The organism is Pseudomonas rossensis (genome assembly GCF_039888995.1).
GTDB lineage: Bacteria > Pseudomonadota > Gammaproteobacteria > Pseudomonadales > Pseudomonadaceae > Aquipseudomonas > Aquipseudomonas rossensis.
Genome location: NZ_JBBWCB010000081.1, coordinates 1 through 13,096, shown reverse-complemented (window position 1 = coordinate 13,096; position 13,096 = coordinate 1). Strand labels below are relative to the sequence as shown.

Annotated in this window: 10 protein-coding genes and 5 pseudogenes; 10 read left to right on the top strand and 5 right to left on the bottom strand. The window is 59.4% G+C overall.

What is annotated here, in order from left to right:
- Positions 1-196: 196 nt before the first annotated feature.
- Both WLY71_RS20135 and WLY71_RS20130 read right to left on the bottom strand, forming a co-directional pair.
- Positions 197-403 (bottom strand): annotated as a pseudogene (locus WLY71_RS20135) (con-10 family general stress protein); the annotation flags it as partial.
- Between the two features lie 63 nt (positions 404-466).
- Positions 467-628, bottom strand: a pseudogene (locus WLY71_RS20130) (con-10 family general stress protein); the annotation flags it as partial.
- Positions 629-893: 265 nt separating this feature from the next.
- On the opposite strand from WLY71_RS20130, the gene WLY71_RS20125 reads away from it, so the two are divergent.
- The 3 genes and pseudogenes from WLY71_RS20125 to WLY71_RS20115 all read left to right on the top strand — a co-directional run.
- Positions 894-1,451, top strand: coding sequence for an ATP-dependent Clp protease proteolytic subunit (locus tag WLY71_RS20125; protein ID WP_347804934.1), 558 nt, complete (start codon positions 894-896; stop codon positions 1,449-1,451).
- A gap of 126 nt (positions 1,452-1,577) precedes the next feature.
- Positions 1,578-2,021, top strand: a pseudogene (locus tag WLY71_RS20120) (transposase); the annotation flags it as partial.
- Positions 2,022-2,326: 305 nt separating this feature from the next.
- Positions 2,327-2,834 (top strand): annotated as a pseudogene (locus WLY71_RS20115) (transposase); the annotation flags it as partial.
- 36 nt (positions 2,835-2,870) lie between these two features.
- On the opposite strand, the gene WLY71_RS20110 reads toward WLY71_RS20115, so the two are convergent.
- From WLY71_RS20110 to WLY71_RS20100, 3 genes are read right to left on the bottom strand one after another with little or no spacing between them, the layout of a single operon-like run.
- Positions 2,871-3,809: a LysR substrate-binding domain-containing protein gene (locus tag WLY71_RS20110; RefSeq protein WP_347804933.1), complete on the bottom strand. Its 939-nt coding sequence runs from the start codon at positions 3,807-3,809 to the stop codon at positions 2,871-2,873.
- Positions 3,810-3,814: 5 nt separating this feature from the next.
- On the bottom strand, positions 3,815-6,028 hold the full coding sequence (locus WLY71_RS20105) for a xanthine dehydrogenase family protein molybdopterin-binding subunit (RefSeq protein WP_347804932.1): 2,214 nt from the start codon (positions 6,026-6,028) through the stop codon (positions 3,815-3,817).
- The gene (locus WLY71_RS20100; RefSeq protein ID WP_347804931.1) at positions 6,028-6,492 is read right to left on the bottom strand and encodes a (2Fe-2S)-binding protein; all 465 of its coding nucleotides are present in this window, start codon (positions 6,490-6,492) and stop codon (positions 6,028-6,030) included. Before WLY71_RS20100 ends, WLY71_RS20105 begins: the two co-directional genes overlap by 1 nt.
- Before the next feature lie 118 nt (positions 6,493-6,610).
- Between WLY71_RS20100 and WLY71_RS20095 the strand changes: the two genes are divergently transcribed.
- From WLY71_RS20095 to WLY71_RS20065, 7 genes and pseudogenes are all read left to right on the top strand, one after another.
- Positions 6,611-7,501 (top strand): LysR substrate-binding domain-containing protein, encoded by an 891-nt coding sequence (locus WLY71_RS20095; protein WP_347804930.1) that lies wholly within the window; start codon positions 6,611-6,613, stop codon positions 7,499-7,501.
- A 305-nt stretch (positions 7,502-7,806) separates the two neighbouring features.
- Positions 7,807-8,736 carry an amidohydrolase family protein gene (locus WLY71_RS20090; RefSeq protein WP_150732737.1) on the top strand — a complete coding sequence of 310 codons (930 nt, stop codon included), beginning with the start codon at positions 7,807-7,809 and terminating at the stop codon, positions 8,734-8,736.
- A 4-nt stretch (positions 8,737-8,740) separates the two neighbouring features.
- Positions 8,741-9,646 (top strand): amidohydrolase family protein, encoded by a 906-nt coding sequence (locus tag WLY71_RS20085; RefSeq protein WP_134418495.1) that lies wholly within the window; start codon positions 8,741-8,743, stop codon positions 9,644-9,646.
- Positions 9,647-9,780: 134 nt separating this feature from the next.
- Positions 9,781-11,166: a UbiD family decarboxylase gene (locus WLY71_RS20080; RefSeq protein ID WP_347804929.1), complete on the top strand. Its 1,386-nt coding sequence runs from the start codon at positions 9,781-9,783 to the stop codon at positions 11,164-11,166.
- An 11-nt stretch (positions 11,167-11,177) separates the two neighbouring features.
- Entirely contained in the window at positions 11,178-11,774 is a 597-nt protein-coding gene (locus tag WLY71_RS20075) for a UbiX family flavin prenyltransferase (RefSeq protein ID WP_347804944.1), read from the top strand.
- Entirely contained in the window at positions 11,771-12,808 is a 1,038-nt protein-coding gene (locus tag WLY71_RS20070; protein ID WP_347804928.1) for a CobW family GTP-binding protein, read from the top strand. Before WLY71_RS20075 ends, WLY71_RS20070 begins: the two co-directional genes overlap by 4 nt.
- 92 nt (positions 12,809-12,900) lie before the next feature.
- Positions 12,901-13,096, top strand: a pseudogene (locus WLY71_RS20065) (purine permease); the annotation flags it as partial.

Genomic DNA, 13,096 nt, shown 5'->3' with positions numbered 1-13,096 from the left:
TCGCTCGATGATCGCGAATTTGATTTGGTCAATGGCATTGGGGGGATAGAACTATGACTGTTCCGCGGAGATGTTTGTCAGTTGATTCTTTTTGACGCCGATCATTCCCATTAACCTGGCAACTCGTCTCCGGCGTACACCCAGCGAAAAAGATCAAGCCCCGAGAAAAATACGGGGCTTGATGTATCACAAGGCATCAGGATTTACGTCCGCCACCGGGGCTGTGTTCACCTCCTTTCCGGCCCGCCTCAGAAGCTTTTTCCCTGTCTTCTGCAAGGTTACCGCCGCGACCACTTCCCTGGCCACCGCTGGTCGCCTGATTTGCATCGCTAGACTGCCGTCCGCCTGAAGCCTGACCGCCTTTCTGGCCCGCCTCAGAGGCTTTTCCTTTGTCTTCGGCAAAGTTGCCACCGCGCCCGGCTCCCTGCCCGCCGCCAGACATACGATCAGCATCTTTTGACTGTTGTCCGCCTGAAGCCTGACCACCTTTTTGGCCCGCCTCAGAAGCTCGTTGTGGATCGTTAGCAAAATTGCCGCCTGATGCCTCTCCGCCTTTCTTGCCAGCTTCAGAGGCCTTATCCCGGTCATTGGCAAAGTTTCCGGGGGTTTTATTTCCGGTGTTAGCCATTTCTGTTCACCTCTTCCTTTCACAGGGGCGAGCTCATGTGCTCGTCTCTAATTATAGGTCATGAAAAATCGAAAGCTTGAACTGAAATGCCATCTCAGGACGAGCGGAATAAGGACGATAGTTCCCCGCAAATTTGGCCTAATCGACTGGCGGCGGAAGTACCGCCGATCACCCTACGCTTGGATTATTTTCAAAAGAGTCCAAATTTTTACTAGGATATAAATCCTCTTAAGTCCTCCGAGCGTCGTGCAGGGGAGGTAAGTCGATGACCGAACACATCGTCCATTTTCACTGCCAGATCGATCAGGGAACGACTGAGCGTTTCAGGGATGTTTGCCTCGAAGCCATCGACCAAGGTGCTACGTCGCTGTTACTAAATCTGTCCACCTGCGGTGGCAGCACCAATTTCGGCTTCACGCTCTATACCTTCCTGAAGTCATTGCCGGTGCCGCTTTGCGCGATTAATGCCGGCAACATCGAATCGATGGGCATCATCATGTTTTTGGCGGCAAGTCGTCGCATCACGTCGCCTCACGCGCGCTTCCTGATTCACCCGATGAACTGGTACTTCAGTCAAAAATCGGTCGACCATCAACGCTTGCGCGAGTACCTGTTGAGCCTCGACAACGACCTCGCGCGCTACGTGCAAATTTTCACACTCGAAACCGCTGACGCAACGACCAAACTCGATATTTTCCATTGCCTTTCAGCGGAAGAGAAGGTCATCGCTGCACACGAATCCCTGGCCTACGGTATTGCACATGAGATGAAGCAGATGGTATTTGCGGATGATGTCAAACACTGGAAAGTAAGTGGTGGATGAGGTCGAAGCTGTCGTCATGAGCAGACAACGTGAAAACGCCATAACGCATCCACACTCCTGTGTGTAGTGGTCTAATGAAACCGGACACCCATTTAGGCGAAAATGCTCGCCAAATCGAGGTGTCAGATGACCAAACAACGCCGTTTCTTTTCTGCTGAATCCAAACGCGAGGCTGCCAACCTCGCGCTCAAGCAAAACTATAGCTACATCGAAGCCAGCCGTTCACTCGGTGTCGGCGAGTCGGCACTACGTCGTTGGGTCGACCAGATTCAGCAGGAACGCCAAGGCGTCACCCCGCGAAGCAAAGCGCTGACACAGGAACAGCAGAAAATCCAGGAGCTGGAAAGTCGGATCGCCCGCCTTGAACGGGAAAAATCCATATTAAAAAAAGGCTACCGCGCTCTTGATGTCGGAAGATCACGAGCGTACGCGCTGATCAATCAGCTGAGCGTCCATGAGCCGATTGATTGGCTGTGCAAAGTGTTTGAGATCAATCGATCAATTTATTACGCCCACCGCCTCAAGCGCCGGATGCCTGATGTCGAACGGCTTCGGTTGCGCAGTCGGGTGTGCGCGCTTGTGCGATGGTTCTGGCAAATGACAGGCCAACCAGCCCACACCGGTAAGGCATGGTTCAGGACCGCGATGCGGGATGAGTACGGCGATACTTAGAATAAGACCGCCTTGGTGCCACAGTCGGCGCCTCGGCATCGAATCATGCACCGATCATGGGAGGGGGCGCGACTTTGAAGGCTGTTTGCACTGCCATACGCCACTCATGCAGTCAAACCGATCTTCCGCTCTGGGTCCAGGCTGTGTGAAAACACCTGCAATTGTCTAATCTTCTGATCGCCGAGATCTTAGCGGGGGTGGTCATGAAGCGATTTATTGAAGGTGAGGCTCGGACGCAAGTCACCTTGCTGCCGGAGTGTCTGGACGAGACGATTACGTAGCCGAAGAAAACCCAGTCCGCGTGGTCGATGTTTTTGTCGATGAACTCGACCTGGGCGCTCTTGGTTTTGAGGGCGTCGATCCTGCCGCAACGGGTCGTCCGGCCTACCACCCAGCGGTGTTGCTGAAGATCTATATCTACGGCTACCTCAATCGGATTCAGTCCAGCCGCCGGCTTGAACGTGAGGCCGAGCGCAACGTCGAGTTGATGTGGCTACGGGGCGTTTAGCTCCGGACTTCAAAACCATTGCCGACTTTCGCAAAGACAACGGCAAAGCCATTCGCCGCGTATGCCGCCAGTTCGTAGTTCTTTGCCGCAACCTCATTCTCTTCTCTCAGTCGATCATCGCCATCGACGGCAGCAAATTCAAAGCCGTCAATAATCGCGACCGCAACTTCACTCAGGGCAAGGTGAAGGCACGCATGCAGCAGAGGTCTTGTGACGGTTCATAATGGTCTGGGGCAAGATCAAAAGATCGCAGCCTTCGGCAGCTCCAGGTGCGATCTTTTAAGCTCGCCCCCCCCTTCACCGAGGACTAACTCGCGCAATGTATCAAGAAACAGCTTGAGCACCGGCGAGTCATCGTCCGCGCGGTAAGTGACGTACAACGGCACTTCCGGCAATGCCGGTGTCAGGCGACGGAACACCAGCCCGGCTGGCGCCATCTGCTCAATGGACGCTGGCAACAGCGCCACACCGAAACCGGCCCGCACCAGGCTCAGCAGGGTTTGCACCTCGATCACCTCCTGACGAATCTGCGGAGTAAATCCGGACTTGATGCAGCACTGGTAGAGAAAATCGGCAAACCGCGACTGCTTGAGTTCCAACGCTACGAATGGTTCCTGCGCCAGGTCCGAAGGCGCCAGGCTTTCGCGTCGGGCCAACGGATGATCAACGGGCATCACCACGCGAATCGGCTCGTAGATCAGCAGTTCATTGCGCAACTGCGGATCGTCATAGCCGACCCGGAACACACAGGCATCGATGCGTTTCTCCTTCAACGCCATGACCTGTGCCGCCGGCGTCATTTCATGCAGGCGCCAGGACACCTGAGGATAGCGCTCGCGGAAGAGGTGTAAGGCCCGCGGCAGCACGCCCACCATCACCGAACTGATCATGCCGATTTCCAACTCGCCCAACTGGCCACGACCGGTCTGACGAGTCAGGTCTAGCGCGCGGTTCAGTTGTTCGAACACCAGCGGCGCTTGTTCCTTGAGCATCTGCCCGGCCGCCGTCAGTTCGACCCGGTGATGGCTGCGCTCGAACAGCGGCGTGCCCAGTTCCTCTTCCAGCAGACGAATCTGCTGGCTCAGCGGCGGCTGACAGATATGCAAACGCGTGGCAGCCCGGCCAAAGTGCAGCTCTTCAGCAAGGGCCATGAAATACCGCAGCAATCGCAGGTCCATGACGGCTATCCCAGGGTCAGTGGCGTCGAGCGCTGGCGCACTCCGGTCAAGCTGAACAGCGCATTGGCGATGGCCGGGACCACCGACGTGCTGCCCAGTTCACCGACACCTCCAGGTTTGCTCGGCTCGCCGTCCAGTACCAGAATATCTATCGCCGGCATGTCCGACATCCGGGGCACCCGGTAATCATGGAAGTTGCTCTGCACCACCCTGCCCTGTTTGATGTCCATGCGGTCGAACAGCGCGTGGCCGAGGCCCCACATCAAGCCGCCATAGATCTGCTCTTCGACACCGCCCGGCGACACCGCCAGGCCGCAATCGACCACGCAGGTGAGCTTATCGACCTTGATCACACCGTCTTTTTTCGAAAGTCTGGCGACCACCGCGATGAAGCTGGTGTAACCCTGATTGGTGGCGACCCCCAAGGCTGTCCCTTCCGGCAATGGCTGGCCCCAACCGGCACGTTCGGCGGCGTTCTTCAGCACCGCGACGTGCCGGGGCCGGCCTTGCATGTTGGCCAGGCGAAAGGCCAACGGATCCTGTCCCGAGCTGTGTGCCAATTCGTCCATGAAACTTTCGACGGCAAACACATTGGGAATGAAACTCACGGAGCGATACCAACCGCTGGGCACGTTGCTTTCGTGCCTGACCCAGACCAGGTCCAGATTCGCAGGACGATAAGCAAAGTCCCACGCGGTGATAGCCTCGGTCGTGCTGTAGTCCATGTGGTCGGGGCGTTCGAAATAGCCAGGTTCCCACTGTTCCGGCGAAGCCGGTGAGACAGCGTCAAGTTTCAACGCCGTGAGTTTGCCCTGAGCATCCAGCGCACCTTTGACTCGATGCAGAGTCGCCGGGTGCATGAACAGCGAACGCATTTCGTCTTCGCGGCTGTTCATCAACTTGACTGGCACCTTGGCCTGCTGCGCCAGGTATGCCACTTCGAACAACCAGCACTTGGCCTCCCGCGCCCCGAAGCTGCCACCGGACACCAACTCGTTGATGATGACCTTGTCCTTGGCGATCTTGCACACCTTTTGCGCAGCCTCCAGCGCCGAAGATGGCACCTGAACGCCGCCCCAGTAGGTGATGGCGTTATTCTTCACCTCGGCGGTGATGCAGATCGGCTCCAGCGGGTTCTGCACCTTGTACGGCATGAGGTAATCGGCTTCGAGCAGCTTCGCGGCTTTCGGCCACTGAGCGCTCACGTCACCTGCAACCATGGCGGACACCCGTTGTGCATTTTTGTCGTGGATGGCCGCCGCTTGCGCCGTCGCCAGTTGATCGCTGTCGAAACCGGCCAGGGGTGAATCGCTCCATTGCACCTTGAGCAACGCACGACCCTGTTGGGCTGCCCAGTAGTTGTCCGCGAGCACTGCGACGCCTTCCTGATTGCCGCCCAGCACATCAGGCCGGCCGGGAATCGCGATCACCTTACGCACGCCCGGTACTTGCAACGCCATACTGGAATCCACCGAGACAACCTCGGCGCCGATCACCGGCGTGCGCTGAATCACCGCCACCAGCATCTCTGGCAATTCCACGTCGATGCTGTACTTGAAGCGCCCGCACACCTTGGCCGCCGCATCGCGCTTGTGCCGCAGTTTGCCAATGTACTTGAACTGCGCGGGGTCCTTCAGAGTGACCTTGACCGGTGCTGGCAATTTCGCGGCAACACTCACCAGCTCACCGTAACCCAGGCTGCGTTTGCTGGCGGAATGCACCACCCTGCCCTCTTCGGTTGTGCAACTGTCGGGACTGACTTTCCATTGCTTGGCCGCCGCAGTGATCAGCAGTGCGCGCGCCGTGGCACCGGCCATCCGCAGGCGATCGTATTCCAGCGAAACACTGGTGCTACCACCCGTCGAGAAGACTTTCCATATCGGGTGAATGTAGGTTTCAAAGAACGGATTTTCCGGCGATATCACCTGCACGGTCATCGGGTTGACGTCCAGTTCCTCGGCCACGCAAGCGGCCAATGCGGTGTGGGTGCCTGTGCCGGAATCGTGTTTGTGCACCACCAGTTTCACCGTGCCGTCGGGCAATACCCGAACCCAGGCGTTGGGCTCGAATTCACCTGCAGGCGCAGGCACTTTTGGATCCGTCGCCGCTAAGCCCGTGGGCAGATAAAACGCAATGGCCAGACCGGACGCAACGGTGGCGGCTTGCTTGAGAAAAATGCGGCGCGGCAGTTCGATCTGTGTGTCGTCGATAAACGTCATCACGCCTCCTTCGACGCAGCAGCTGCGCGCTTGATGGCTTTATTGATTCGCCCGTAAGTGCCGCAGCGGCACACGTTGCCGGACATGGCGTTGCGGATCGAGTCATCGGTGACTGTCGCACCGGTATTGAGCAACGCGGCCGCGGACATGATCTGCCCGGATTGACAGTAACCACATTGCGGGACATCTTCGGCAACCCAGGCCAGTTGCAGCGGATGCTGTTCGGTGGGCGACAAGCCCTCGATGGTGGTGATGCTGTGCCCCGCCACGGCGGCGACCGGCAGTTGGCAGGAACGTACTGCGACACCGTCCAGGTGCACGGTACAGGCACCGCACAGGCCCATGCCGCAACCGAACTTGGTGCCGGTGAGTTTCAAGTGATCACGCAACACCCATAACAAGGGCATGGCGGGCGATGTCTCTACCAGCTCGTGTCGTTCGCCGTTTACCGTGAATTCGATCATTGTCAGGCTCCAAGAGAGCGGCCCGTCTTTGTGCAGGCCTGGTCGCCGATTATTGGGAGCCTGCGCAAAAACGGGCCAGCGACGATTTCTGCCATCCTGTGTAAGTAGGACTAACAGCATGTACAAGCGATACCCGTCGGTGCAGTCCATGAGTGCCTTTATCCAGGCTGCTCGCAGCGGAAGCTTCTCCAGCGCCGCGCGCAAGCTCGACCTGACCCACAGTGCTATCAGCCAGCAGATCCGCAGCCTGGAAGACTTCATTGGCCAGCCGCTGTTCGTACGCGAAGGCGGCGGCAGCAACCTGACCGATGCCGGGCAGTTGTTTGCCAGTGTGCTGTCCGACGGCCTCGCGCAGATCGACAGGGCGCTGTCCTCGGTGAAAAACCGCAGCATCGCGCAACGGTTGACCATCGATGTCGACAGTGAATTGGCGCATAGCTGGCTCAATCCACGGTTACCGGAACTGCTCGATTTATTGCCTGACCATGAAGTGGTGTTGCTGTCGATGCCGCGGTCGGATCGAAGTTCGTTCGAGCGGGTGGACCTGGCGTTGCGATACGGGTATGGCGATTGGGAAGACTGCGAGATGACGCAGATTTGTGGCGACAGCGTCCGGGCCGTCGCATCACCTGCGTTGCTGGCGCGATATGGTTTACAGGTACCCATTACTCCGGCGCAGGTGCTGGAATTGCCTTTGCTGGGGTACACGCGCAGGTCGTGGATCCCCTGGCTGGATGCCGCCGCAATGGCGCCGACTGAACCAGCGGCGCGAGTGGTTTTTGATAATGCCGCCAACCTGATTGCGGCCGCCGAAGCAGGGGTTGGCGCGGGACTGGTGCGCGGGTTGCTGGCAGCGGATGCATTGCGCTCGGGGCGCTTGGTGAAACTGAACGACGCGAAGATTGCGGCGCATTACAACCTCTATGCGGTGTGGCCGCCGGGACAGGCTGAGCGGGTGGCGCCGGTGGTTGAGGTGATCAAGCAGTTGGCTCAGCAAACACTGATCTGACGTCTTCGCGAGCAGGCTCGCTCCCACATTTGGAGCGCATTCCCCTGCGGGCTTCCTCGCGAAGAGGCCCGCGCACCCACCACAAATCCTGCCCCATATCGAACGCGTATCAACCCCTCGCCCAATTAATATTGTACGAACCCGATCCCCCCTTCCAATACTCCTCCCCAAGCAGCCAGCGTCCCGAGCCGGATGCGACCAGGCGAGGGAATGCGCAGCAGTGCGCATAGAAATGGCCGATTGCCCGGGACGTGGCTGCTGCGAACCGCAAGGTTCCCTTCCCCGCTATCAGGAGATCGACTTCAATGATCATCGATATCAGTTGCTATCCCACCGACCTGGTGGACCTCGCCTGGAGGCATGACGGTGACCCGTTCACCGGCGAGCGTCTGCTGGAGATGATGGATGGCCCGTACATGGTCAACGGCAAACCTCGCCGTATCGACAAAGCCTTCATCCAGCCGCCACAAGGCAACACCATTTACACCTGGACCGACGGCGACCTCAGCGGACGCGAATCCATCGATGCCTACATGGCTTACACGCTGAAGATGGTCCAGACCTACCCGGATCGCTTCATTGGCTGCTTCGTCTACAACCCGCGCTGCGGCGTGGAAAACGGTGTCGAGGCGATTGAGCGTTACGTCAAGGAACACGGTTTCAAGATGGTCCAGATGCAGGCCAACATGCACGCCTATCGCCCGGACCGTGCGCTGGACTGGGTCCGTCCGGCCTTCGAGAAATGCGCCGAGCTGGGCATCCCGGTCAAACTGCACACCGGCGACGGGCCGTACAGCATCCCGTCGGAATGGGTGCCGATGATCAAGGAGTTCCCCAACGTCGATTTCATCATGGCGCACTTCGGGGTGCAGACCGGCGGCGTCTACGTGTTCGAACCGATGCAATGGGCGATGGAACTGCCCAACGTCTACTGCGAATCGGGCTGGTGCCTGCAATCGCGGATCGTCGAGTTCGCCAAGGTCCTGCCGACCCACAAAATCCTTTTCGGCACCGACACCCCTCCGAACGAGCCGGGCATGTGGCTGCGCCTGCTGGAAGTGCTCTGCCATGAGCCGCCGCAAGGTCTGAATCTCGATGAGGACACCCTCGAAGAATACCTGGGCAACAACACCGCACGGATGATCGGCCTCGAACCGACCCCGCCGCCACGTTCCGTGTCCGAAGCCGAGGCGCAGTTGAAGCGCCCTGTCACTACCCAACTGGCCAGGAGTTGAACCGATGATTATCGATACCCATCTGCACCCCACCAACCTGGTCGATGAGGCCTGGCGCCACACCGGCGAACCGTTTACCGGCGAGCGCATGCTCAAGCTGATGGACGGCCCGTACATGATCAACGGCAAACCGCGCCGCATCGACATGGGCTTCATCCAGCCGCCACCGGGCAACACCGGTTATCGCGACGGCAACCGGCGGGGCCGCGAAGGCGTGCGCGACTACATGTCGTACATCGCCGAGCTGTGCATGAAGTACCCGGATCGGTTCATTGGCAACTTCAACTTCAACCCGCGCTGGGGACCGGAAAACGGTGCGGCAGAGCTGGAGTTTCATATCAAGGAATACGGTTTCAAGATGCTCAAGCTGCACGCCAACATGCACGGCTATCGTCCCGACCGGGCACTGGACTGGCTGCGGCCGGCGATGAAAGTCTGCGCCAAGTACAACATCGTGGTGCTGATCCACACGGGTGACGGTCCGTACACCATCCCGACGATGTTCTACCCGATCATCCGCGAATTCCCGATGGTCAACTTCATCATCGGTCACTTCGGCATCCAGACCGGCGGCAACTACTCGTTCGAAGCGTTCTGGATGGCCATGGACACGCCGAACGTGTACTGCGAATCCGGCTGGTGCTTCCAGTCGCGGATCGTCGAGTTCGCCAAGGAGCTGCCGCGCAACAAGATCGTCTTCGGCACGGACTCACCGCCGAACGAACCGGGCATGTGGTTGCGGGAACTGGAAGTGCTGTGTTCGCCGGCACCGCAGGGCTTGGGGATCGATGAAGATCATCTTGAGGATTACCTGGGCAACAACATTGCTCGGTTGTGCGGCATCGAACCGACACCGCCACCCAAGGATCTGATCGAGGCGGACATTCGTCTGACCACGACCTACCTCTAAGCGTTTTAAAACCAGAGCAAAGCGACTTTACAGGCGTACAGATGAGCCCGGCGTTCGATCGACCGGCAGGCCAACGGCTTGTCGATCAAACGTCGCCCTCAGCCCTGCGCGCCTGCTTTTTACGAGGTGAAACCATGACCCTCTCTACGCTCGGCGATACCCAGGATTTTCACGATTTTATCGACGCCTATCGCCGGCAGTACCCGGACGATGTGTTGACCGTTCACGAAAAACTTTCCGCCGATCAGGACGTCACCGCCCTGGTCGATGCCCTAGCCACCCAGGGCCGCGACCCGCTGCTGATCTGCGAAAAAGTCGGCAACCTCGGTGTGCCGGTGGCGACCAACCTGTTCGCCTCCCGAACCCGCATCGCACGTATCTTCGGTGTCACCCCGGAGCAGTTGCACGAAACCTTTCAGACCCGCGCCAATCATCCGATCGCGCCCCGCTACGTCGAAACCGGTCCGGTACTGGACGAGATCTTCGAAGGCGAAGCCGTGGACCTGGCACTGTTGCCGATGCTCAAGCACTTCGACAGTGACCGTGGCCCGTACATTACCAACGCGATCATCATCGCCGAAGACCCGGTTACCGGAATTGCCAACATGAGCTATCACCGCTCGATGCGCCATGCCCGGCAGACCCTCGCCACCAGCCTGCATTCGCGCGGTCACTTGTGGCGCATGCTGCAAACCGCTCGCGAGCGCGGTGAAGAATTGCGCGTGGCCATGGTGGTTGGTGCCCATCCGCTGTTTATGCTTGCCGCAGCAGCACGTTTGCCGTTCGGCAGCGATGAACGCGCAGTGGCAGGTGGCCTGTTTGGTGCCCCATTGGAACTGGTCAAGACCCCGCTTTATGGCATCGGCGTACCGGCCTATGCCGAGTTTGTACTGGAAGGCGCCATCGATCCGGCGGCCTATGCCGAGGAAGGTCCGTTCGGCGAGTTCAGCGGCTATTCCTCAGACCGTTCAACCAATAACGTGCTGCGCATCGACACCCTCATGCGGCGCAAGGACGCTTGGCTGGTGGACGTGGTCGGCGGACGGTACGCCGAACACCTGACCCTGGCGCGCCTGCCACGGGAAGCGGAAATGAGCGAGAAACTCAAGGCACGCTTCCCCGCCGTCACCGCCGTGCACTACCCCAACTCCGGCACGCACTTTCATTGCTACGTGGCGCTTGATCAAAGCCGCGACGGCGAAGCGCGGCAGATCATGCTCGCCCTGCTCGGCTGGGACCCGTACCTGAAAACTGTGATCGCGGTGGACAGCGACATCGACATCAGCGACGACAGCCAGGTGCTGTGGGCGTTGGCCACGCACTTTCAGCCGCATCAGGATATTTTCGTCATCGACGGTTTACCCGGCAGTCCGCTCGATCCGTCGTCCTCGGTCAACGGCACCACCTCGCGAATGGGCCTGGACGCAACACGCGGTTCAGCCTTCGACGGGATCAAGGCGCAGCTGGATCAAGACGTCGTCGAACGCGCGCGCAATCTGCTCAAGAGCTATCAATCGTGAACCGCCAGCGGATGGTGGTCGGCATCAGCGGCGCGTCCGGCTTCATTTACGGCGTGCGCTTGCTGGAGTTGCTGGCTGAACTGAGCATCGAGAGCCACCTGATCATCAGCCGGGCCGCGCTGCTGACCATGGCCCATGAAACCGACTACAAACTGGCGGACGTCACCGCGCTGGCCAGCCAGTACCACCGGGCCGACGACGTGGCTGCCGGGATCGCCAGCGGTTCGTTTCGCTGCCTGGGCATGGTGGTCGCGCCGTGCTCCATGCGCACGTTGGCGGAGATTGCCACCGGCTCCTCCTCGGGGCTGATCGGCCGCGCTGCCGACGTCACATTGAAAGAACGCCGGACCTTGGTGTTGATGGCCCGGGAAACGCCGCTGACCCTCGCCCACCTGCGCAATATGACCGCCGTCACCGAAATGGGCGGGATCATCACCCCACCGGTGCCGGCCTTCTACGCCCGCCCGCAAAACCTTTCGCAAATGGTCGATCACAGCCTCGGCCGTGTTCTCGACCTGTTCGGCCTCGACGCCGGGACCGCGCTGCGCTGGGGTGAACCCGGCCCATCGACCACCGGCCATTTCGCTACAACCAAGGAGCTCGCATGAACAACCCATTCAACGCCCCTACCCCGAACCGCAAAATCCCGGTGACCATCCTCACCGGTTTCCTCGGCGCCGGCAAAACAACCCTGCTGAACTACATCCTCAGGGAAAACCACGGCCGCAAGATTGCCGTGATCGAAAATGAATTCGGCGAAGTCGGCATCGACGGCGACTTGGTGCTCAGCTCCGAGACCGAAGAAATCTACGAGATGGTCAACGGCTGCGTGTGCTGCACCGCCGAGGTTCGCGAGGACCTGGTGCGCATTGTCCGCGAACTGGTGGCGCGCCCGGTGCGGCTGGATCACATCTTGATCGAAACCAGTGGCTTGGCCGATCCGTATCCGGTGGCCCAGAGCTTTTTCATCAACGACCCGATTGCCGATGAAGTGGAACTGGACGCCATTGTGACCATGGTCGACGCCAAGCACATCGCCCAGCATCTGGAGGATTTGCAACTGGATGGCGTGGACAATCAGGCGGTGGATCAAATTGTCTGCGCCGACCGCATCGTCATCAACAAGGTCGATCTGGTGAGCGAGGACGACGTGGCAGCGCTGCGGGGCAAGATTCGCGGGTTGAACGCCACGGCGGATCTGGTGACCTCCAGCTACGCCGAGATCGACCTGTCGAAGATTCTCGGCATCGGTGCGTTCGAGTCGACGCAAAAGCTGATGGAAATCGGCTCTGAGCACGATCACCACGCTGACGAACACCACCATGATCTGGATCATGACCACGATCCGAGCGTGTCGTCAGTCGGCATCGCCGTGGACGGCGCCGTGAATCTGCTCGCCTTCCACCAGTGGATCAGCGAGTTGCGCGATGAGCAGGCCGACAACCTCTACCGCATGAAAGGTGTGCTGGCCGTCGCGGATCAGGATCAGCGTTACGTGCTGCAGGGCGTTCACAGCCTGGTCGAGTTCCGTGCCTCCACCTCATGGGGCACGGAACCACGCTCCAGCAAGATTGTGTTCATCGGCCGCGACCTGGACCGCGCGGCGTTGAACCAAGGCTTTGCCGCCTGCCTGGCAGGCTGAAAAAACGGCATCGGAGCCGGTGGATGGCGGCTCCGGGCACACAGAACGAATACCCCTCTCTACAGCATAAAAACAGCAAGAGGTGATTCCCCATGTCGTCAGCCACATCCCCATCAAAAACCCCTTCCACCGTCCACCCGGTCGACCAGATTCTGCCGGTCCGCCAAATGCTCACCCTTGGCCTGCAACACATGGCCGTCTCATACATCGGCGCCATCGCCGTGCCGTTGATTGTCGCCAGCGCCCTGAAAATGTCCCAGGCCGACACCGTGGTGCTGATCAGCACCA

Excerpts from the sequence above, each read along its gene's own strand:
- WLY71_RS20075 (WP_347804944.1), top strand. The coding sequence starts at position 11,178 with ATGGTGGTCGGCATCAGCGGCGCGTCCGGCTTCATTTACGGCGTGCGC.
- WLY71_RS20100 (WP_347804931.1), bottom strand. The coding sequence starts at position 6,492 with ATGATCGAATTCACGGTAAACGGCGAACGACACGAGCTGGTAGAGACA.
- WLY71_RS20125 (WP_347804934.1), top strand. The coding sequence starts at position 894 with ATGACCGAACACATCGTCCATTTTCACTGCCAGATCGATCAGGGAACG.
- WLY71_RS20095 (WP_347804930.1), top strand. The coding sequence starts at position 6,611 with ATGTACAAGCGATACCCGTCGGTGCAGTCCATGAGTGCCTTTATCCAG.
- WLY71_RS20080 (WP_347804929.1), top strand. The coding sequence starts at position 9,781 with ATGACCCTCTCTACGCTCGGCGATACCCAGGATTTTCACGATTTTATC.
- WLY71_RS20105 (WP_347804932.1), bottom strand. The coding sequence starts at position 6,028 with ATGACGTTTATCGACGACACACAGATCGAACTGCCGCGCCGCATTTTT.
- WLY71_RS20110 (WP_347804933.1), bottom strand. The coding sequence starts at position 3,809 with ATGGACCTGCGATTGCTGCGGTATTTCATGGCCCTTGCTGAAGAGCTG.
- WLY71_RS20085 (WP_134418495.1), top strand. The coding sequence starts at position 8,741 with ATGATTATCGATACCCATCTGCACCCCACCAACCTGGTCGATGAGGCC.
- WLY71_RS20090 (WP_150732737.1), top strand. The coding sequence starts at position 7,807 with ATGATCATCGATATCAGTTGCTATCCCACCGACCTGGTGGACCTCGCC.
- WLY71_RS20070 (WP_347804928.1), top strand. The coding sequence starts at position 11,771 with ATGAACAACCCATTCAACGCCCCTACCCCGAACCGCAAAATCCCGGTG.